The sequence below is a fragment of the Mycolicibacterium sp. lyk4-40-TYG-92 genome, assembly GCF_030209435.1.
GTDB lineage: Bacteria > Actinomycetota > Actinomycetes > Mycobacteriales > Mycobacteriaceae > Mycobacterium.
On sequence record NZ_JARVRX010000012.1, the window covers coordinates 49,845 to 69,519 of the forward strand.

The following is a 19,675-nucleotide window of genomic DNA, read 5'->3' on the forward strand; positions in this document are numbered from 1 at the left end:
CGTGACCGAGACCGACATCCGGGACCTGCGCACGCGAGGACTAGACGGAGAGGACGCACGCCTGGAGCTGTTGCGGCGCAAGCTCGCCGAGCGCGGCCTGCAGTCCCAGGTCCAGGCGCAGTCGGGCGACGGTACGCCCGTCGTGCCGGTGCTGTCCGACGGCCAGCGCCGGATGTGGTTCGTGCAGACCGCCGAACCGGCGGGCGCACTGCTCAATGTCTGTGTGTCGTTTGCGATCACCGGCACGCTGGACCACCAGCGCCTGCAGGATGCGGTCAATGCCGTGGCCCGCCGCCACCCGGTCCTGCGCACCACCTACCGGGCCGACGCGACGGGCGAGCCCGGCCTGACGATCCACGACCAGCTGGAGCCGGGATGGAGCACCCATGACCTCAGCGACCTGTCGGAGGCGTCGCGCGCCTTGCGGCTCGAGGTGCTGGCACAGCGGGAGTTCGGCACGCCGTTCCAGCTCGACACCGATTCCCCCTTGCGGATCAGCCTGATTCGTACCGGGACGGACGAGCACATCATGCTGCTCACGGCACACCACATCGCCTGGGACGACGCCTCCTGGCAGGTGTTCTTCGCCGATCTCACGCGGGCCTACGAATCGGCCGGCGAGTCGTTGCCCGAGGTGATTCCGGCAGCCCTGCCCGCCGACGACCACACCGAGGCACTCGAGTACTGGCGCTCGATCCTCGCCGATCCGCCCGAGCCGCTGGAACTTCCGGGTGCGCACGGCTCCCTCGTGCCCACCGGCCACCGCTCGCAGCGCGTCACCCGGCGCATCGATGCCGGCACCGTGGCACGGATCGCCGAACTGGCGCGCCAGACCGGCGCCACGCCGTACACCGTGCTGCTCGCGGCATTCGGCACCTTGCTGCACCGCTACACCCACGCCGACGACATCCTGATCGCCACCCCGGTCCTCAACCGCAGCGGGGGGACCGAGGACGCGCTGGGGTACTACGGCAACACGGTGGCGCTGCGCCTGCGCCCGAAAGCGCACCAGAGTTTCACCGAATTCGTCAGCCACGCCAAGGACACCACGCACGGGGCCTTCGCCCATCAGCAGATCAACCTGGACCGGGTGGTGCGCGAGCTCAACCCGGACCGCCGCCACGGTGTGGAGCGGCTGGCGCGGGTCTCGTTCGGCGCCCGTGAGGCCGACGGCCGGGGCTTCTGCCCGTCCGGGATCACGTGCCGCCGCGCCGAGTACCGGGGGCACCAGACCCAGCTGCCGCTGGGCTTCATGGTGGAGTTCGACGACGACGGGGCACTGGTCGAGGCGGAGTACCTGACCGAAATCCTCGACGCCGCACTGGCCGAGCAGATGCTGCGGCACTACGTGGTGCTGCTGGAGTCCGCGCTGGCCGACCCGGGCCGGCCCCTGGCCGAGCTGGATCTGATGGACCGGCACGACGCCGACTGGCTGCGCCGCATGGCCACCGGTGAACAGTTCAGCACCCCGGACACCACGCTGGCAGCGCTGATCGAGGCCCAGGCCGCGCGCACCCCGGACTCGGTCGCCGTCGCATACGAGGGCCGGTACTACACCTACCGCGAGCTCAACGCCACGGCGAACCGGTTGGCACACTGGCTGATCGGCCAGGGCATCGGCACCGAGGACCGCGTCGCGGTCCTGCTGGAGAAGTCGCCCGAACTGGTCATCACCGCGCTGGCCATCGTCAAGGCCGGCGGCGTGTACCTCCCGGTCGACCCGACCTATCCCGAAGACCGGCTGTCGTTCATCCTGGGCGACGGTGATCCGAAACTGGTTATCCGCGAGCCGATCACCGACCTCGACGGCCTGCGGGACGACAACCCGACCGATGCCGACCGGGTCCGGCCCCTCACGGCAGCCAACACCGCCTACCTGATCTACACCTCGGGTTCGACGGGTCTGCCCAAGGGCGTCCCGGTGCCGCACCGCCCGGTCGCCGAGTACTTCGTGTGGTTCGTCGACGAGTACCAGATCGACGCCGACGAGCGCCTGCTGCAGGTGGCCTCGCCGAGCTTCGACGTCTCCATCGCCGAGGTGTTCGGCATGCTGGCATGCGGTGCACGCCTGGTGATTCCGCGCCCGGGCGGCCTCAACGACATCGGGTACCTGACCGGACTGCTGCGCACCGAGGGCATCACCTCGATGCACTTCGTGCCTTCGCTGCTGGGGCTGTTCCTGTCCCTGCCCGGCGTCAACGAATGGCGCAGCCTCAAGCGGGTGCCGATCGGCGGCGAAGCACTGCCGGGCGAGGTGGCCGACAAGTTCCACGCCACGTTCGATGCGCTGCTGCACAACTTCTACGGACCGACCGAGACGGTCATCAACGCGAGTCGCTACCGCGTCGAGGGCAAGCAGGGCACGCGTATCGTGCCGATCGGCAAACCGAAGATCAACACGCAGATGCACCTGCTGGACGACGCGTTGCGCCCCGTTCCGGTCGGTGTCATCGGCGAGATCTACATCGGCGGAACCCATGTCGCGCACGGTTACCATCAGCGCCCCGGCCTGACCGCGGAGCGGTTCGTCGCCGACCCGTTCACGCCGGGCGGCCGGCTCTACCGGTCCGGCGACCTGGCCCGGCTCAATGTGGACGGCGACATCGAGTTCGTCGGCCGCGCCGACGAACAGGTCAAGATCCGTGGTTTCCGTATCGAACTCGGCGAGATCGCCGCCGCCATCGCGGTGGACCCGAGTGTGGGCCAGGCCGTCGTCGTCGCGAGCGACCTCCCCGGGTTGGGCAAGAGCCTCGTCGGCTACCTCACCCCGGCCGAGCGCGGAGACCTGGAATCGGTGGACGTGCAACGGATCAAGGCGCGAGTGGCGGCCGCCCTGCCCGAGTACATGGTGCCGGCCGGCTACGTCGTCCTCGACGAAATCCCGATCACGGCGCACGGCAAGATCGACCGCCGCGCGCTGCCCGATCCGGACATCCAGTCCCGCACCGCATTCCGTGAGCTGACGACCGACACCGAGCGGAAGGTCGCCGAGCTGTTCGCCAACCTGCTCGGCATCGAGCAGGTCGGTGCCGACGACTCGTTCTTCGAACTCGGCGGACACTCGCTGCTGGCCACGAAGCTGGTCGCGGCGATCCGGGCGCGGTGCAACGCCGAGATCGGTGTGCGTGAGGTGTTCGAGCTGGGCACCGTCGCCGAGATCGCCGCCCGGGTCGACACCGGGGCGCCGCGCAACCGGCCACCGCTGATCGCGGTCGAACACTCCGGCCCGCGGCAGATGTCGGCATCGCAACTGCGCCAGTGGTTCCAGTACCGCATCGACGGTCCCGGACCGGTGAACAACATTCCGTTCGCGGCCCGCATCACCGGCCCGTGCGACGTCGACGCCTTCGTCGCCGCGCTCGCTGATCTGGTCGAGCGGCACGAGGTGCTGCGCACCACATACACCGAAATCGACGGCGTGCCGTACCAGGTCGTGAACGACCCGGCTCCGCTGCCGGTGCGCCGTGCGCGCGGCGCCGACGAGGCGTGGTTGCAGGCCGAACTCGACCGGGAACGCCGCTATGTGTTCGACCTGGAAGCGCAGTGGCCGATCCGGGCCGCCGTGCTGTCCGTCCCGGGTCAGCACGTGCTGTCGATCATGGTGCACCACATCGCCGCCGACCACTGGTCGGCCGGCGTGCTGTTCACCGACCTGGTCACCGCGTACCGGGCGCGCCTCGAGCGGCGGGCACCCGAGTTCGCGCCGCTGCCGGTGCAGTACTCGGACTACGCGGCCTGGCAGGCCACGCTGCTGGCCGACGAGTCGGGAACGCTTGCCGCGCAACGGGACTACTGGCGTGGCCAGCTGACCGAACCGCCCGCCGACCCGGGTCTGCATCCCGACTTCCCGCGGCCGCCGGTGCTCTCGGGTGAGGGCGCGTCGGTGCCGTTCGTCGTCGATCCCGAGGTGCGGACCAAGCTGACGGCGCTGACCCGCGAACTCGGTATCACCGACTTCATGCTGCTGCAGTCCGCGGTGGCGGTGGCGCTCGCGAAATCGGGTGAGGGGCTGGACATTCCGCTCGGCACCCCGGTGGCCGGCCGCACCGAGGCCGAACTCGACGCGCTGGTGGGCTTCTTCATCAACATCCTGGTCCTGCGCAACGACCTGAGCGGAGACCCGACGCTGCGCGAGATCCTGGTCCGGTCCCGGGACACCGCACTGGCTGCCTACGCACATCAGGACCTGCCGTTCGATCACGTCGTCGACGCGGTCAGCCCGGCCCGGTCGCTGTCACGCAACCCGCTGTTCGGCGTCGTCGTGCATGTACGCGAGGACCTCCCCACCGATCACGTCATCGATTCCCGGGCCGACGGCGACACCACGTTCACCGCGCTCGAGCCGACGTTCGATGTGGCGCACGCCGACCTGTCGGTGAATTTCTTTGCCACACAGGACGGTTACCGCGGTCACCTGATCTACCGCACCGATCTGTACACGGCCGAGACCGCACAGCGCCTCGCCGATCGGCTCGTCCGGGTGATCACGGGGATCGCCGAGAACGCCGATCAGCGGCTGCGGGACCTGCGGGTCGACGAAGCCTTTGAAGTGGCAGTGGGCAATGACGACATACTCGTGCTGGACGAGTGGCGTCAGCCCGTGGGCGTCGGCGTGGTCGGCGACATCTTCCAGGAGTCGGTACCCACCGGCGAACGCGGTAGATGGCTGGCCAACGGACAGCTCGAGCGCATCGAGGCCGTCCAGTTGCGCACTGCCCGAACCGGGTCAACCGTGGTGGAGCCCGCGCGTACCGACACCGAACGCGCCCTCATCGCCCTACTGGCCGAGGTGCTCGACGCCGATGCCGAGATCGGCCGGGACGACGACTACTTCAGCCTCGGTGGTGACAGCATCAAGGCGGTCCAGCTGGCGGCACGAGGTCGCGACGCGGGCATGAAGCTGACCGCGCGGATGGTCTTCGAGTACCCGACGGTGCACGAGTTGGCCGCTGCGGTTGACGCTCGATCGTCGGCGGAAGCCCAAGGGGGACAAGGGGAGGACCGCGAGCACGCGCCGATGACGGTATCGGGGCTGTCCGCCGAGGAACTCGCCGAACTGACCGCGTCGTTCGCGACATCGTGGACCGCACCGCAGGAGCCGCAGTGACCACACTGCAACCCGTGCCGGTCATCGAGGACGTGCTGGCGCTCAGCCCGCTGCAGCAGGGGCTGTACTCGATGGCTCAACTCGAGCAGGCGGATGACCCGTATCTGATCGCGATGTCGGCTGACATCGACGGTGACGTCGACGCCGCCCTGCTCCGGGACTGCGCTGCGGCCCTACTCGTGCGTCACCCCAACCTGCGGGCCGGCTTCGTGCAGGCCGGAGCCCGCACGGTGCAGGTGATTCCGAGCGCGGTCGACCTACCGTGGCGGCAGCTCACCGCCGGGTCGCCCGACGCCGCCGACGACCTCGAAGCGCAGGAACGGCGCCAGCCGTTCAGTCTGGAGCGCGGACCGGCGATTCGGTTTCTGCTCATCGAAATGCCGGAACAGCGTTGGCGTTTCGCGGTCGTCGCGCACCACATCGTCATCGACGGGTGGTCGCTGCCGTTGTTCGTCGGGGAACTGCTCGCGCTGTATGCCGCCGGCGGCGACATCTCCGTGCTGCCTGCCGCGCCGCGCCCGTACCGCGACTACATCGGCTGGCTCGCGGCCCGGGACCCGGAGGCCAGCCGCCGCCTGTGGCGGCAGCACTTGGCCGGGCTCGACGGCCCGACGATGCTGGCTCCCGCGCTCGGCTCCGGTGAACTCGGCGACGACCTGCCCCACACCACCGAGATCACGGCACCCCGCGACGAGACGCACCGTCTGGTCGAGGCCGCGCGGGCGCGTGGTGTCACGGTCAACACCCTCACCCAGATGGCTTGGGCGGCAATCCTGTCGGTGCTCACCGACCGGCGCGACGTCGTCTTCGGCGTCACCGTCTCGGGCCGGCCGGGGGAGTTGGCCGGCGTCGAGTCCATGGTCGGTCTCTTCATCAACACCGTGCCGCTGCGGGTCCGGCTGGACCCGCAGCGCCGCGTCGGTGAGCAGTGCCTGTCCCTACAGCGGGACGCCGCCGAGTTGCGCGAGCACAGCTACCTGTCGCACACCGAACTGCGCTCGCTCGGCGGTGTCGGTGAACTGTTCGACAGCCTCCTGGTCTATGAGAACTTCCCGCCGGGCGGCCTGGTCGGCAGCGGCGAATTCGACGTCCGCGGAGCCACTTTCCGGCCTCGGGCGCTCCAGAGCCTGGCGCATTTTCCGGTCACCGTCGCAGCGCACCTGACCGACGGCGAATTGACCGTCCTGGTCGAGACGAAAGACGGTGCCACCGGCCTGGTCTCACCGCAGAGCATCGGCCGGCAGGTGCTCGCGGTGATGCAGCGCCTCGTCGACGGCTGGGACCGGCCGTTGCGCGACGTCGGCATTCAGCTGACCGCACCCGATATGGCGGCATCGCCCGCGACCACCGAAACCGGCGGCATCCACGAGAAGTTCACCGCCACCGCGCGCAGCAAGCCGGGTTCGATGGCACTGACCTATGACGGCGGCGCACTGACCTTCCGCGGTCTCGACGAGGCGTCCGACCGCGTCGCTGCCGAACTGCGGCGCCGTGGCGTCGAGACCGAGACGCCGGTGCCCGTGCTGCTGCGCCGCGGACCTGATTACGTGGTCGCGATGCTCGGCGTACTCAAAGCCGGTGGATTGATCGTGCCGCTGGATCCGTCGATGCCCGCCGACCGGATCGCGGAGATCCTGGGCCAGACCAACGCATCGGTTGTCGTGGACGATTCCCTGCTGGCCGCCGCTGGCAACCACCCGGCCGGCGAATTCACACCGGTGCCAACACATCCCGGCCAGGGCGCCTACATCGTGTTCACGTCGGGTACCACCGGCAAGCCCAAGGGCGTGGTCGGCACCCATGCCGCGGTGCTGGCCTATGCCGCCGATCACGCGGCCCGGGTGCTGCACCCTGCGGTGGCGAAAGCCGGCCGGCCACTTCGGGTTGCGCACGCCTGGTCGTTCACCTTCGACGCGGCCTGGCAGCCACTGGCCGCGCTGCTGGACGGCCACGGTCTGCACATCGTCGGCGACGAGGTGCAGCGTGATGCCGAGGCACTGGTGGCGACCATCGGGCAGTACGCCGTCGACCTGATCGACACCACGCCGTCGATGTTCACGCAACTGCAAGCCGAAGGCCTCCTGACTACGGTGCCGCTGGCCGCGCTGGCGCTGGGCGGCGAAGCCGTCGACCCGAACGCGTGGGCGGCCATCCGCCGCGAGTGCGACCGCACCGGCATGTCGGCTTACAACTGTTACGGCCCAACCGAGACCACGGTCGAAGCTGTGGTGGCTGCATTCACGGAGCACGACGCGCCGTCGATCGGGCACCCGACCACCGCGACGCGCGCCTATGTCCTGGACGCCTGGCTGCGGCCGGTACCCGACGGTGTCACCGGTGAGCTCTACCTGGCCGGTGGACAGCTCACGCGCGGTTACCTCGGCCGCGCCGGCGAGACCGCCGCGCGCTTCGTCGCCGACCCGTTCGTAGCGGGCGCGCGGATGTACCGCACCGGGGACGTGGTGCGGCGCGATCCCGTCACCGGCGGCCTGCAGTTCCAGGGTCGTTCCGACGATCAGGTGAAAATCCGTGGGTTCCGGGTGGAACCCGGCGAGGTCGCCGCGGTCCTGCACGCGCATCCGGGGGTGCGGCACGCGCACGTCACCGTCCGGCGGCACGCCAGTGGGCCACGGCTCGTCGCGTACGTCGCCGGAGCGGCAACTGCCGCCGAGTTGCGGCGCATGCTGGCGTCCCGGCTGCCGAGATATCTGGTGCCGCACCACATCATCGCCGTCGACGAGATTCCGCTGACGGTCAACGGCAAGGTGGACGACGCGGCGTTGGCCGCCATCGATGCCGCCGCCGGCACCGGGGAGGCAGCCGCGCCGGCGACCGCGACCGAACTCGCAGTGGCCGAGTTGTTCGCCGACGTCCTGGAGGTGGCCGACCCGGCCGGCCTCGACGTCACCGCCGATTTTCTCGATCTGGGCCTCGACAGCATCGTCGCGCTGTCGGTGGTGCAGGCCGCGCGCCGCCGCGGTCTGGCGGTGCGCGCGCGAATGATGCTGGATTGCAGCAGCATTCGCGAACTGGCCGAGGAACTGGACGCGGAGAACGAGTTGGCCGCCACAGCGGTCGAGGAGTCCGGCCCGGTGCCGGTGCTGCCGAACGTGCATTGGCTGTATCAGTACGGCGACGGTCGCCGGCTGGCCCAGACCCAGGCACTGCGGCTGCCGGATGCCATCACCGCTGAGCAACTGACCACGTTGCTGCACCACGTCATTGCCGCGCACCCCGCCCTGTGCAGCCGGCTGGACCGGACGACCATGACTCTGGTCGACCATCCGGTGGACAACGTCCTTTCCGAGGTCACCGTCGACGGCGACCTCGTCGCCGCGGTGGCCGAGCAGACCGATCTCGCGGTCGAGCGGTTGGACCCGGAGCAGGGGCGCCTGCTGCAGGCAGTGCTGCTGCATTCGCAAGACGGTGCCGGACAGTCGAGCGAAAAAGTGCTGGTGCTCAGTGCCCACGTGTTGGCAGTTGACCCGGCATCCTGGCGAATTGTGCTCGGCGAGTTGGAAAATGGCTGGCACGCATTGAATTCCGGTACCCAGCCCGCCGTCATCCGAGAACACACCAGCTACCGGGCCTGGTCCCGACTGGTCGCCGAACGCGCGAAGCACCTCGACACGGCGGACTTCTGGGAAGCGCAGATCGCCGGCCCGGATCCTGCGCTCGGCAACCGCCGCGTGAAGCCCGAGACCGACTGCGCCGCAGACGTGGTGATGTCCATGGCGATCATCGATCCGGATCTGACGGCACGGCTGCTCGCGGCAAGTCAGCCGATCACCGATCTGCTGGCCGCCGCGACCGCGCGCACGATCACCCGCTGGCGACAGCGCCGCGGACAGGACACTCCGGCTCCGCTGGTGGCGCTGGAGACTCACGGCCGCGCGGACACCGTTGTCTCCGGGGACGACGTCGACAGCGGCGACACCGTCGGCCTGTTCAGCGCCATCTATCCGGTGCGGATCAGTTCCGAAGCGCCACATCAGGTCAGCGCCGAGATCGGTGCCGTCCCGGGCCATGGCATTGACTTCGGGCTGCTGCGGTATCTGCGCGCGGACACCGCGGACCGATTGTCGGCGTACCCGGAGCCGCAGGTGCTGTTGAACTACCTGGGCCGGGTACACCTCGCGGCGAGTGGTGCCGCACTCCAGCTCGACGGTGCGCTGCTGGCGGGCGCGTCACCGGTACCCGAACCGAACTACGCGGTGCACCACGAACTGACCCTGATGGCGGGGGTCATCGACCACGCCGGCACCGCTGCGCTCGGTGTCCAATGGCGCACGGTGCCAGACATTCTCAGCGCGGACGACATTGCCGAATTGCAACAGCTGTGGGAAGCACAGCTCAGGGAAGTGGTGAAATGACCATCAGCGAGGAGCCGGAGGCAGATCGCGCATGACTGAGACCCGAAACACCTTGGCCGTCATCGGCGCCGGGGCCAAAGCGGTCGCCGTGGCTGCCAAGGCCGCCGAACTGCGCGCCATGGGCGTGGACGCGCCCGATGTCATCGCGGTGGAACGCCTCGGCGTCGGCGCCAACTGGCAGGCCGCCGGCGGCTGGACCGACGGCAGGCACCGGCTGGGCACCGGACCCGAGAAGGACGTGGGTTTCCCGTACCGGTCCGCACTCGTGCCGCGCCGAAACGTCGAACTCGACGAACGGATGATGCGGCACAGCTGGCAGTCGTATCTGATCTCGACGGGACAGTTCGCCGAGTGGATCGACCGCGGCCGGCCCGCACCCACCCACCGGCGCTGGAGCCAGTACCTCGCCTGGGTGGCGGAAAGTGTTGCCATGCAGGTGGTCACGGGTGAAGTCACCCAGCTGTCGGTGGATGGCGACCAGTGGGTGCTGCACTGCCGCGATCAGCAGGTGCGCGCCGACGGCGTGATGATCACCGGGCCGGGGCAGGCCGAGCGGTCGATCCTGCCGGGGCATCCGCGGGTGCTGTCGATCGCCCAGTTCTGGCATCGCGTCGCGCAGGACGAGCGCATCAACGCCGAGCGGGTCGCCGTCATCGGCGGTGGCGAAACCGCCGCAACGATGCTCGATGAGCTGTTCTCGCACCGGGTTTCGACCATCACGGTGATCTCCCCGGGGGTGACCCTGTTCACCCGCGGCGAGGGCTACTTCGAGAACACCCTGTTCTCCGACCCGACGGGCTGGGCCGGGCTCAGCATCACCGAGCGCCGAGATGCCATGGCCCGCACCGACCGCGGCGTATTCTCCGCCCGCGTTCAGGACTCGCTCCTGGCCGACGACCGCATCCGGCACCTGCGCGGCCGCGTCGCCCATGCCGTGCCCCGCGAAGACCGAATCCGGTTGACGCTGCAGACCGAACGTGACTCCGGCTGCCTGGAGACCGTGCACGGCTTCGATCTGGTGATCGACGGTTCCGGAGCCGATTCCATGTGGTTCGCGCCGTTGCTGAGCCAGGACGCGTTGGACGTGTTGGAACTCGGTATCGGTGCGCCGCTGTCGGCCGACTCGCTGCAGCAGGCCATCGGCTACGACCTCGCGGTCAGCGGCGTCACGCCGAAGTTGTTCCTGCCCAGCCTGTCCTGGCTCACCCAGGGCCCAGGATTCCCCAACCTCAGCTGCCTCGGTCTGCTCAGCGACCGCGTGCTGGGTGCCGAATATGCCACACCATCCGCAAGGAGAAGCCATGAGCAGCAATCCGTTCGATGACGAGAACGGTGCGTTCTACGTCCTGATCAACGACGAGGAGCAGCACAGCCTGTGGCCCGTGTTCGCCGACGTGCCCGCCGGCTGGCGGGTCGTGTTCGGGGAGAGCACCCGCGCCGACTGTCTGGCCTACGTCGAGGAGACGTGGACCGACATCCGGCCCAAGACGCTGCGGGACTCGCTGGTCGGTTGAGCCGCGCCCTCGAGCGTGCGGGATGACGAGGCAACGTTTCAGGGTGAACGCGGTACGGCGTCGTGGGCGGGTTGACCGTGAACTCACGGCCAGGCTTTCCGTCGAGCCTGTACCCAGGGTGTGCAAAGCCGAGTAGACGCCGCCGTGGCGTCAGGGTCAACGGCACTGCGGCCCGCGGTGCCCGTCGACCCTGAATTCACGGCGAAATGCAGCCGCCTCTGCCGTTTGTGCCCGGGGCTACGCGGCGTGACTCCGCTGTGGAGTGTCCTGGCGCCTGCTGCGCCGCTCGACCGAAACTGGGCGGCGGAATATCTGGCCGGAATCACCGTGCAGTTGCGTTCATGCAGTGCATCGGAGTTCGGCGATCCGCAGCAGGGCCACCAGTCCGAGTAGAGTCGCGAGAGCCGGCGCTGACCAGGGGGAGTGCAGCAATGACGTATCCGGATCCTCGGTATCCGCAGCAACAACCGCAGCCGGGGCCACATCCGCAGGGCCATCCCACCCCGCCGGGCTATCCGCCGGCCGGCTACCCGAACCCGCAACAGCCGTATACCCAGCAGCCGTATCCGTACGCACAGCCCTACGGCTACCCGCAGCCACAGCCGGAGCCGACGAACAACGGCAACTCCCCAGGCTGGCGCGCCGCGAGCGTCGCCATGTCGACGTTGTTCCGTGGCACCTACCGGCTGGGTGGCGACGCCCGCAGCCGGGTCGTCACGGCACTGATGTGCCTGGGTATCGGGCTCGTCGCGCTGGTGATCGTCGTGCTGGCCGGCACGTACCTGCGCTAGCGGTCTATTCGCCGACGGGTGAAAGCTGCTGCGACAGTGGCACATCCATGTCGTACACCCGGGCGTGGAGCACCACCCGGTTCCGCAGCGCGGACCGCACCGCACGGTGCAGGCCGTCTTCCAGATAGATGGTGCCATGCCAGCGCACAGCATGCGGGAACAGATCACCGTAGAACGTCGAATCCTCGGACAGCAGCCGGTCCAGGGCGAGCACCGTCGTGGTGGTGACGATCTCGTCGAGACGCAGTTGGCGCGGCGGAATCTGCGCCCATTCGCGGTAGCTCAGCCCATGCTCCGGGTACGGCTTTCCGTCGCGCACCCCTTTGAAAATCATGAGTAGATCACTCCGCAAGCACCCCGTGCGCCGAGCGGGTCCGCGGTGACAGCGTCGGCATACACCTGACCCTAGCGGGTCGACTTGAGGTTTGCCGAGGCATCCAACCACCAGATGACGTCTGTCGCCCGCCCCAATCCATCGTCACCGTAAAATGGCGGTGAAACCGGAGGTGACGAATGGGTAGTGCCGACGACCGTCGCTTTGAAGTGCTGCGTGCCATCGTTGCGGACTTCGTCTCCACCAAGGAGCCCATCGGCTCCAAGACGCTCGTCGAACGCCACAACCTCGGCGTTTCGAGCGCCACGGTGCGCAACGACATGGCCGTGCTGGAGGCCGAGGGCTACATCACCCAGCCCCACACCAGCTCGGGCCGGGTGCCCACGGAGAAGGGGTACCGCGAGTTCGTCGACCGGATCGACGACGTCAAACCGCTGTCGCAGAGCGAGCGCCGCGCCATCCTGAGCTTCCTCGAATCCGGCGTCGACCTCGACGACGTGCTGCGCCGCGCGGTGCGCCTCCTGGCCCAGCTGACCCGGCAGGTCGCCATCGTGCAGTACCCGACGCTGTCGCGGTCCACGGTCCGCCACCTCGAGGTCGTGGCGCTCACCCCCGCCCGGCTGTTGCTGGTGGTCATCACCGACACCGGGCGGGTTGACCAGCGCGTCGTCGAACTCGGCGATCCCATCGGTGAGCACGAACTGTCGCAGCTGCGCGAGCGGCTCGGCGCGGCACTGGAAGGCAAGCTGCTGTCGGCCGCGTCGATCGCGGTGGCCGACCTGGCATCGCAGCTGGACGGCCACGGCGGCCTGGGCGACGCGGTGGGTCGCGCGGCCACGGTCTTGGTGGAGACGCTGGTCGAGCACCAGGAGGAGCGCCTGTTGCTCGGCGGCACCGCCAACCTGACGCGCAACACGGCGGATTTCGGCGGGTCCCTGCGGTCGGTGCTGGAGGCACTGGAGGAGCAGGTCGTGGTCCTGCGGTTGCTGGCTGCCCAACAGGAGGCAGGTAAAGTCACGGTACGCATCGGCCACGAAACCGAGGCCGAGCAGATGGCTGGGACGTCCGTCGTGAGCACCGCCTACGGCAGTTTGGGCAAGGTTTACGGCGGCATGGGCGTGGTGGGCCCCACCCGGATGGACTATCCGGGCACCATCGCCAACGTTGCGGCCGTCGCCCGGTACATAGGCGAGGTACTGGGCACCCGCTAAGGGTGTCCAGCAGTTCGAGAGATTAGGCAAGGTTCTTAGGCGTGGCACGCGATTACTACGGCCTGCTCGGCGTGAGCAAGGGCGCCAGCGACTCGGAGATCAAGAAGGCCTACCGCAGGCTGGCCCGGGAGCTGCACCCCGACGTCAATCCCGACGAAGGCGCACAGCAGCGGTTCGCTGAGATCAGCACCGCCTACGAGGTCCTCAGCGACCCGGAGAAGCGCCGCATCGTCGACCTCGGCGGTGATCCCATGGAGAGCGGCGGAGGCGGCGGCGGTGCCGGGGGATTCGCCGGTTTTGGCGGCCTCGGCGACGTGTTCGAGGCCTTCTTCGGCGGCGGCGCGTCCTCGCGCGGTCCGATCGGCCGGGTGCGTCCGGGCTCGGACTCGCTGCTGCGCCTGCGGCTGAACCTCGAGGAGTGTGCGACGGGCGTCACCAAGCAGGTCACCGTCGACACCGCGGTGCTGTGCGACGTGTGCCAGGGCAAGGGCACGCACGGCAATTCCCAGCCCGCCCGCTGTGATACCTGCCACGGTCAGGGCGAGGTGCAGACGGTCCAGCGCTCGCTGCTCGGCAACGTCATGACGTCGCGTCCCTGCCCCGTCTGTGGCGGCGTCGGCGAGGTCATTCCCGACCCCTGTCACCGCTGCGGCGGCGACGGCCGGGTGCGCGCGCGGCGCGATGTGAGCGTGAAGATTCCGGCCGGGGTCGGTGAGGGCATGCGGGTGCGCCTGGCGGCCCAGGGCGAGGTCGGCCCGGGCGGTGGACCCGCCGGCGACCTGTACGTCGAGGTGCACGAGCAGCCGCACGAGCTGTTCCTGCGCGATGGCGACGACCTGCACTGCACCGTCTCGGTGCCGATGGTCGACGCCGCGCTGGGCACCACGGTCACCGTCGACGCCATTCTCGACGGGCCCACCGAGATCACCATCGCGCCGGGTACCCAGCCTGGTTCGATCACCACCCTGCGCGGCCACGGCATGCCGCACCTGCGGTCCGGGGTGCGCGGCAACCTGCACGCGCACATCGACGTGGTGGTGCCGTCGCGCCTCGACAACCGCGACCTGGAGCTGCTGCGCAAGTTCAAGGAGCAGCGGTCGCGGGACGTCACCGAGGTGCGGTCGACGCAGGCCGTGGCCGGCGGCGGAGGCGGCCTGTTCAGCCGCCTGCGCGAAACCTTCAGCGGCCGTTAGCCTTCGGGGCTGCTGGTGAGCCGGGCGTTGTTCTACGTCGACGCGGTACCGGAGGTCGGCGGGCTCGCCGTCGTCGACGGTGACGAGGGCTTCCACGCGGCGACGGTGCGACGCATTCGTCCGGGTGAGGAACTCGACCTGTCCGACGGGGCAGGGACGTTGGCGCACTGCGTGATCGAGGAGGCCGTGAAAGGCCGGTTGACGGCGCGGGTGTTGTCGGTCACAGCCGTCGCGGCTGCGGTGCCGACAGTGACGGTGGTGCAGGCCCTGCCCAAGTCCGAACGCTCCGAACTGGCCATCGAATTGGCGACCGAGGCCGGCGCCGACGCCTTCGTGGCATGGCAGTCCGAGCGCTGTGTCGCGCGCTGGGACGGTACGGCCAAGGTGGAGAAGGGCTTACGACGCTGGAGTGCCGTGGCCCGGTCGGCGGCGCGGCAGTCCCGCCGCCCCTACGTGCCGTCGGTCAGTGGCCCGGTGTCGACCAATGAGCTGATTGCGTCCATTGGTACCGGCAGGGGCGAGCGGAGCGACGGGAAGGGCCTCGTCACGTTGGTCCTGCATGAATCTGCGGAAGTGTCACTGCGCGAAGTGATTTCGCCGGCCACCGAGGCCGTGACGCTGATCGTGGGGCCCGAAGGCGGCATCACCGACGGCGAGGTGGCGGCACTGGTTGCCGCCGGCGCCATCGCTGTCAGGCTGGGGCCGTCGGTGCTGCGGACGTCGACCGCGGCCGCCGTCGCACTGGGCGCCCTGGGCGTGCTGACGCCGCGCTGGCAGGTCTAGGAACTAGCCGCGGCCGCCGGCGGTGGGGCAGCCGAACAGCCAAGTCGCCCAGGCATGTTCGGGCAGGCCCGCGCGTCGGCTATCGGTGCTCACCGCGGAGGTATGCCGCCTCCGCCTCGGCGACGGCGTCGTCGGCCTGCCGCGGTGTCGGCAGGTCGGGTGCGTTCATCTCGATGATGGCCTCGACCCGTTCGTCGTCCAGTCCTTCGGCCGCGAGGACGCCTTCGATGAGCGCCCGTTGCACCGCGCGGCCCTTCATGTTCGCGAGCTTCGCGGTCGCCAGGATGCTGCGGGTGAGCTCGGACTCGGTCATCGAGGTGGCCTTGGGGGCCAGCTTGATGCGCTGGATCGAGCCGGCGATGGACGCCTCGGCAGTGACGTTTCCGGCCGGATCGGACACCGCGAACACCACCACCCGCGGCGCGTCGTCGTCCTGCGTCTCGCCGTCGTCGGACGCGGTGTCGGCTGCCGGCGTGATCGCCTCCGCGTAGGAGCCCGCCGTATCGGCGTCCGGAGCGTCGGCATCCGACGTCACCAGCAGATCGAGATCCGAGTCGTCCGGGTCGGCGTCAGCGTCGCTGTCCGTGGCGAAATAGTCGAGCCCGCCTTCGGATTCGGCGAGATGCTCGTCTTCGTGGTCGTCCCAGGAATGGTCTGACATCGATCAGATCTGCATCTGCTTGCCGAGGTTGGAGCCTTCCTGCGCATCCGTCTGGTCGTATTGCGACGCGGCCTTGGTCAGGTTGTCGGCGAGGTTGCGCGACTTGTTCATCATTTGTTCGCAGGCAGCCTTGCGCGCGTTGTTCGCGGCACTCAGCGCCGACTGCGTCGACAGGCACAGCGGCCCGTGGGTCGCGAGCACCTTGACCTCGACGTAGGACGTCGTGTTGCCGGCAGCGCTGAAGGTGGCGGCGGCATCGTCCTGTTTTGTCGAGAGCGTTTGCAACTCCGAGGTCTCGACGGTGAGCTTGCTGCCCATGTGTTGCTCCTTTCGGAAAGCTAGATTTCGGTCGTGATGCGCGGGGGCGCAGTCGGATTCGACGGGTCGAGGCTCACGTGCACCGGGCCCTTGGCGGTGTCGGGATCGACGGCCACCTCGACGTGGTGGGCGCCGTCATCGAACGACACCTGGATGGGCGCGCGGCCCGCAGGCGACTCGGTCCCGGCTGCGGCACCCGGCGGATTCTCCTGGGCGGGTTGGGCATTGGGATCGGCGGCCGGGTCGTCGGGCTTGCCGTCGCCGTCCTTGTCCGTGCCGAGTGCGTTGGGGTCCTGTGCGTTCGGATCCTGCTTGCCCTGCTGGGCGGCCTGAGCCGCCTGCGTCGCGGTCTGTGCCGCCTGACCGGCCAGACCGGCGAGGGTGCCGAGCAGGCCGCCGCCCCCGCTGCCGGAGCCGCCGCCGCCCATCTGTGGCAGGGACGGCATCCCGCCCATGCCGGACCCGGCGCCGGTGCCCGCACCCGATGCCGCTGGGGTGGCGGGCATTTCGGGCATCTTCGGCATGCTCGGGGTGCCGCCACCGCCGGAGCCCGAACCGCCACCGGAGCCCGAACCGCCACCGGAGCCCGAACCGCCACCCGAACCGCCGCCTCCGGTGCCCGTGCCGGGCGAGCCCGTCGGGTTGCCGGTGCCGGGCGGGTTGCCCGTGGGCGGACCGTACGGCGTGCCCGTTCCCGGCCGCCCGGGCTGGTTGGGGTTGCCGGGCGCATTGGGGTCGGCGTTGCCGAAATCCGGCCCGTCGCCCGGCTTCTTCGCGGGCGGCGGCATGGTGCTCAGCGGTGGCGCGTGCGACGCGCTCTGGTACATGCTCGTCGCGCGGCTCAATTGCGCTGCGTTGCTCGATGATTGGGCCATCATGTTGTTGATCGTCACGGCGGAGGCCGCGGCGGCGACGGCGACGGATGCGGCCTGCAGCGCGAGCGACTCGGGGGCGCCGACGACGGTCGCCTCCAGTGCGAGGCAGACGGGGATCATCGCACCGAGGCAGGTCGCGATGTTGTCCATCTGCTGGCGTCCGGCGTCCACCTGCTCGGCCTCGGCGCTCAGGATTTCGACGACGAGATTGTCGGCCTGCAGCAGCTGTTCGGCGCTGCCGATCTGCTCGGCGTTGCGATTGGAGTAAGCCGTGGAGGCGGTGCCCTGCCAGACGGTCGGATAGGCGCTGCTGAGTCCGTCGCCGGCGGCCTGAAAGAGCTCGGCGCCCTCGGAGAACGATTCTCCGGTGTCCGGATCGCCGATACCGAAACCGAGCCCCGCGATGTTCAGGGCCCACATGCCGCCCTCGATGATGGGTGTCGGCGCGGCCGCGGGCAGCAGCATCTTGGCGATGTCGCCCGCGTCGCTGAGCAGCCCGACGGCGCCCATCGGGTCGCCCTCCATCAGCTTCTTGACGTTGTCCGCGATGTCCGAGGCGGTGTCCAGGACGTCGTTTGCCTTGTCGAGGATGTCGTTGATCTTCTCGCCGAGGCTCGGGGTGTCGCCGCTGTCGTGGTCGCGCCGGTGCGAGTTGCCGTCGTGATCGTCGTGGCGCCGCGGGTGGTTGTTGCGGTCGTCGTGATGTGGCCGCGGGATGCGTACCGTGGGCTCGTCGTCATGGCGTGGATGGCGGGTTCCGGGCGAATTGTGCGATCCGCCGTGGTGACCGCCGCCATGGTTGTGCCGACCCATGCAGAACCCTCCCCGATTCCTCATCGCCCCGGCGGACCCTCGCCGGTGAATCGAGCCTAACAGCGGCGAATGCCCCTTCAGTGCGCTAATTCGGAACTCCGTGGGCGGTCGGAAGGGCCCGGCCGTGTGTCCTGGGTTACAGCAATTCCTGCCAGAAACATCAATTTTCTGCCAGCGGAATTAATCCGTTGACCTGCCTGTTTACATAGATGTCACAGCGGCTCGGGCCGCCAGGGGACAAAGACGGATTGAAGACGCGAAGGGGAACACTCCATGAAGAATTTCGGAATTGCAGCAGTTATCGCCGGTGGCCTGGCCGCCGGTGCCATGGGGTTCGCCGTTCCCGCCGTAGCCGCCACCGGACCGGCCCCGACAGGGGTGCAGGCAACCGTGGTGCCGACGGGAGTTGATCATCTGAACTGGCTGGACGATGTGCACCAGGGCGCCAAGTCGCCCACGGTCGACACCAACGTGCACCAGAGTCGGTAATCGGCGACCTACAACTACGCAACCCGCGGGCGGTACCGAAAGGTGCCGCCCGCGGTTGCGTGACCAGCCAACTCGTTGGGCGTGCCATCGGCCCGGCGGTAGAATGTGCTCCTCAGCTCGACACCGGAAAGCAGGCATCGAAAACCACGTGACGCCCCGCGATACGAACGCCGCCGCGTCGCGCTCCTCGGAGCTCGACCCGTCGGTTCGAAGCAGCATCACTGTTCCGCCGGATCTTGTCGTGGGCCTGCTCGGCTCGGCCGACGAGAATCTGCGTGCCCTGGAGAACCTGCTGGCGGCCGACATCCACGTGCGCGGCAACTCCCTGTCGATATCCGGCTCGCCTGCCGACGTGGCGAAGGCCGAGCGCGTGGTCAGTGAGCTGATCACGATCGCCGCCGGTGGCCAGACGCTGACCCCGGACGTCGTCCGCCGCAGTGTCGGCATGCTCGACGGCGCCGACGCCGAGTCGCCGGCGCAGGTGCTGACGCTCGACATCCTGTCGCGGCGCGGCAAGACGATCCGGCCCAAGACCCTCAACCAGAAGCGCTACGTCGACGCGATCGATGCGCACACCATCGTCTTCGGCATCGGCCCCGCCGGTACCGGCAAGACGTACCTGGCAATGGCCAAGGCCGTCAGCGCATTACAGACCAAGCAGGTCAGCCGGATCATCCTGACGCGTCCCGCCGTCGAAGCGGGGGAGCGGCTCGGCTTCCTGCCGGGCACCCTCAACGAGAAGATCGACCCGTATCTGCGTCCGCTGTACGACGCGCTGCACGACATGATGGACGCCGAGATGATCCCGAAGCTGATGGCAGCCGGGGTTATCGAGGTTGCGCCGCTGGCCTTCATGCGGGGCAGGAGCCTCAACGACGCCTTCATCATTCTCGACGAGGCGCAGAACACGACGGCCGAGCAGATGAAGATGTTCCTGACCCGCTTGGGCTTTGGCTCCAAGATCGTGGTCACCGGTGACGTCACCCAGATCGACCTGCCGGGCGGCCAGACGTCGGGACTGCGGACCGCGATCGATGTCCTCGACGGCATCGAGGACATCGACATCGCCGAGCTCACGAGTGCAGATGTGGTGCGCCACAAGCTGGTTTCGGAGATCGTCGACGCGTACGAAGCGGCGGAAGCCAAAGTGAGCGAGCACGGCCTGGCCAACCGCGCGCACCGCAGAGCCACCGGCCGGACGAGGCGGTGACGG

The 19,675-nt window shown here is 68.9% G+C and carries 14 protein-coding genes; 10 read left to right on the forward strand and 4 right to left on the reverse strand.

What is annotated here, in order from left to right; all coding sequences use genetic code 11:
• The first annotated feature begins 1 nt into the window (after window position 1).
• The 5 genes from QRN63_RS18485 to QRN63_RS18505 all read left to right on the forward strand — a co-directional run bounded on the left by QRN63_RS18485 (window position 2) and on the right by QRN63_RS18505 (window position 11,785).
• Entirely contained in the window at window positions 2-5,107 is a 5,106-nt protein-coding gene (locus tag QRN63_RS18485) for a non-ribosomal peptide synthetase (RefSeq protein ID WP_285032176.1), read from the forward strand.
• Complete coding sequence (locus tag QRN63_RS18490) at window positions 5,104-9,480, forward strand: non-ribosomal peptide synthetase (RefSeq protein ID WP_285032177.1); 4,377 nt, start codon at window positions 5,104-5,106, stop codon at window positions 9,478-9,480. Before QRN63_RS18485 ends, QRN63_RS18490 begins: the two co-directional genes overlap by 4 nt.
• Before the next feature lie 31 nt (window positions 9,481-9,511).
• Window positions 9,512-10,804: an NADPH-dependent L-lysine N(6)-monooxygenase MbtG gene (gene mbtG, locus QRN63_RS18495; RefSeq protein ID WP_285032178.1), complete on the forward strand. Its 1,293-nt coding sequence runs from the start codon at window positions 9,512-9,514 to the stop codon at window positions 10,802-10,804.
• On the forward strand, window positions 10,782-10,994 hold the full coding sequence (locus QRN63_RS18500) for an MbtH family protein (RefSeq protein WP_043394144.1): 213 nt from the start codon (window positions 10,782-10,784) through the stop codon (window positions 10,992-10,994). The genes mbtG and QRN63_RS18500 overlap by 23 nt, the downstream gene beginning before the upstream one ends.
• 431 nt (window positions 10,995-11,425) lie before the next feature.
• Complete coding sequence (locus QRN63_RS18505) at window positions 11,426-11,785, forward strand: hypothetical protein (RefSeq protein ID WP_285032179.1); 360 nt, start codon at window positions 11,426-11,428, stop codon at window positions 11,783-11,785.
• A gap of 4 nt (window positions 11,786-11,789) precedes the next feature.
• Here QRN63_RS18505 and QRN63_RS18510 read toward each other — a convergent pair whose 3' ends face one another.
• Window positions 11,790-12,119: a type II toxin-antitoxin system VapB family antitoxin gene (locus tag QRN63_RS18510; RefSeq protein WP_285032180.1), complete on the reverse strand. Its 330-nt coding sequence runs from the start codon at window positions 12,117-12,119 to the stop codon at window positions 11,790-11,792.
• A 179-nt stretch (window positions 12,120-12,298) separates the two neighbouring features.
• On the opposite strand from QRN63_RS18510, the gene hrcA reads away from it, so the two are divergent.
• The 3 genes from hrcA to QRN63_RS18525 are packed head-to-tail and all read left to right on the forward strand — an operon-like array spanning window position 12,299 to window position 15,306.
• Window positions 12,299-13,330, forward strand: coding sequence for a heat-inducible transcriptional repressor HrcA (hrcA, locus tag QRN63_RS18515; RefSeq protein ID WP_267319208.1), 1,032 nt, complete (start codon window positions 12,299-12,301; stop codon window positions 13,328-13,330).
• Between the two features lie 41 nt (window positions 13,331-13,371).
• A complete protein-coding gene (gene dnaJ / locus QRN63_RS18520; RefSeq protein WP_267319207.1) occupies window positions 13,372-14,523 on the forward strand; it encodes a molecular chaperone DnaJ in 1,152 nt (383 codons plus the stop codon).
• A gap of 15 nt (window positions 14,524-14,538) precedes the next feature.
• Window positions 14,539-15,306 (forward strand): 16S rRNA (uracil(1498)-N(3))-methyltransferase, encoded by a 768-nt coding sequence (locus tag QRN63_RS18525; RefSeq protein ID WP_285032181.1) that lies wholly within the window; start codon window positions 14,539-14,541, stop codon window positions 15,304-15,306.
• 79 nt (window positions 15,307-15,385) lie between these two features.
• On the opposite strand, the gene QRN63_RS18530 is transcribed toward QRN63_RS18525, so the two are convergent.
• The 3 genes from QRN63_RS18530 to QRN63_RS18540 are packed head-to-tail and all read right to left on the reverse strand — an operon-like array spanning window position 15,386 to window position 17,973.
• Window positions 15,386-15,967, reverse strand: coding sequence for a hypothetical protein (locus QRN63_RS18530; protein ID WP_285032182.1), 582 nt, complete (start codon window positions 15,965-15,967; stop codon window positions 15,386-15,388).
• 3 nt (window positions 15,968-15,970) lie between these two features.
• Window positions 15,971-16,285, reverse strand: a complete 315-nt coding sequence (locus tag QRN63_RS18535; RefSeq protein ID WP_285032183.1) for an ESX-1 secretion-associated protein — start codon at window positions 16,283-16,285, stop codon at window positions 15,971-15,973.
• A 20-nt stretch (window positions 16,286-16,305) separates the two neighbouring features.
• A complete protein-coding gene (locus QRN63_RS18540; protein ID WP_285032184.1) occupies window positions 16,306-17,973 on the reverse strand; it encodes an EspA/EspE family type VII secretion system effector in 1,668 nt (555 codons plus the stop codon).
• 273 nt (window positions 17,974-18,246) lie between these two features.
• On the opposite strand from QRN63_RS18540, the gene QRN63_RS18545 reads away from it, so the two are divergent.
• On the forward strand, window positions 18,247-18,462 hold the full coding sequence (locus tag QRN63_RS18545) for a hypothetical protein (RefSeq protein WP_267319202.1): 216 nt from the start codon (window positions 18,247-18,249) through the stop codon (window positions 18,460-18,462).
• Window positions 18,463-18,610: 148 nt separating this feature from the next.
• Entirely contained in the window at window positions 18,611-19,672 is a 1,062-nt protein-coding gene (locus QRN63_RS18550) for a PhoH family protein (RefSeq protein ID WP_082761832.1), read from the forward strand.
• Window positions 19,673-19,675: the final 3 nt, after the last annotated feature.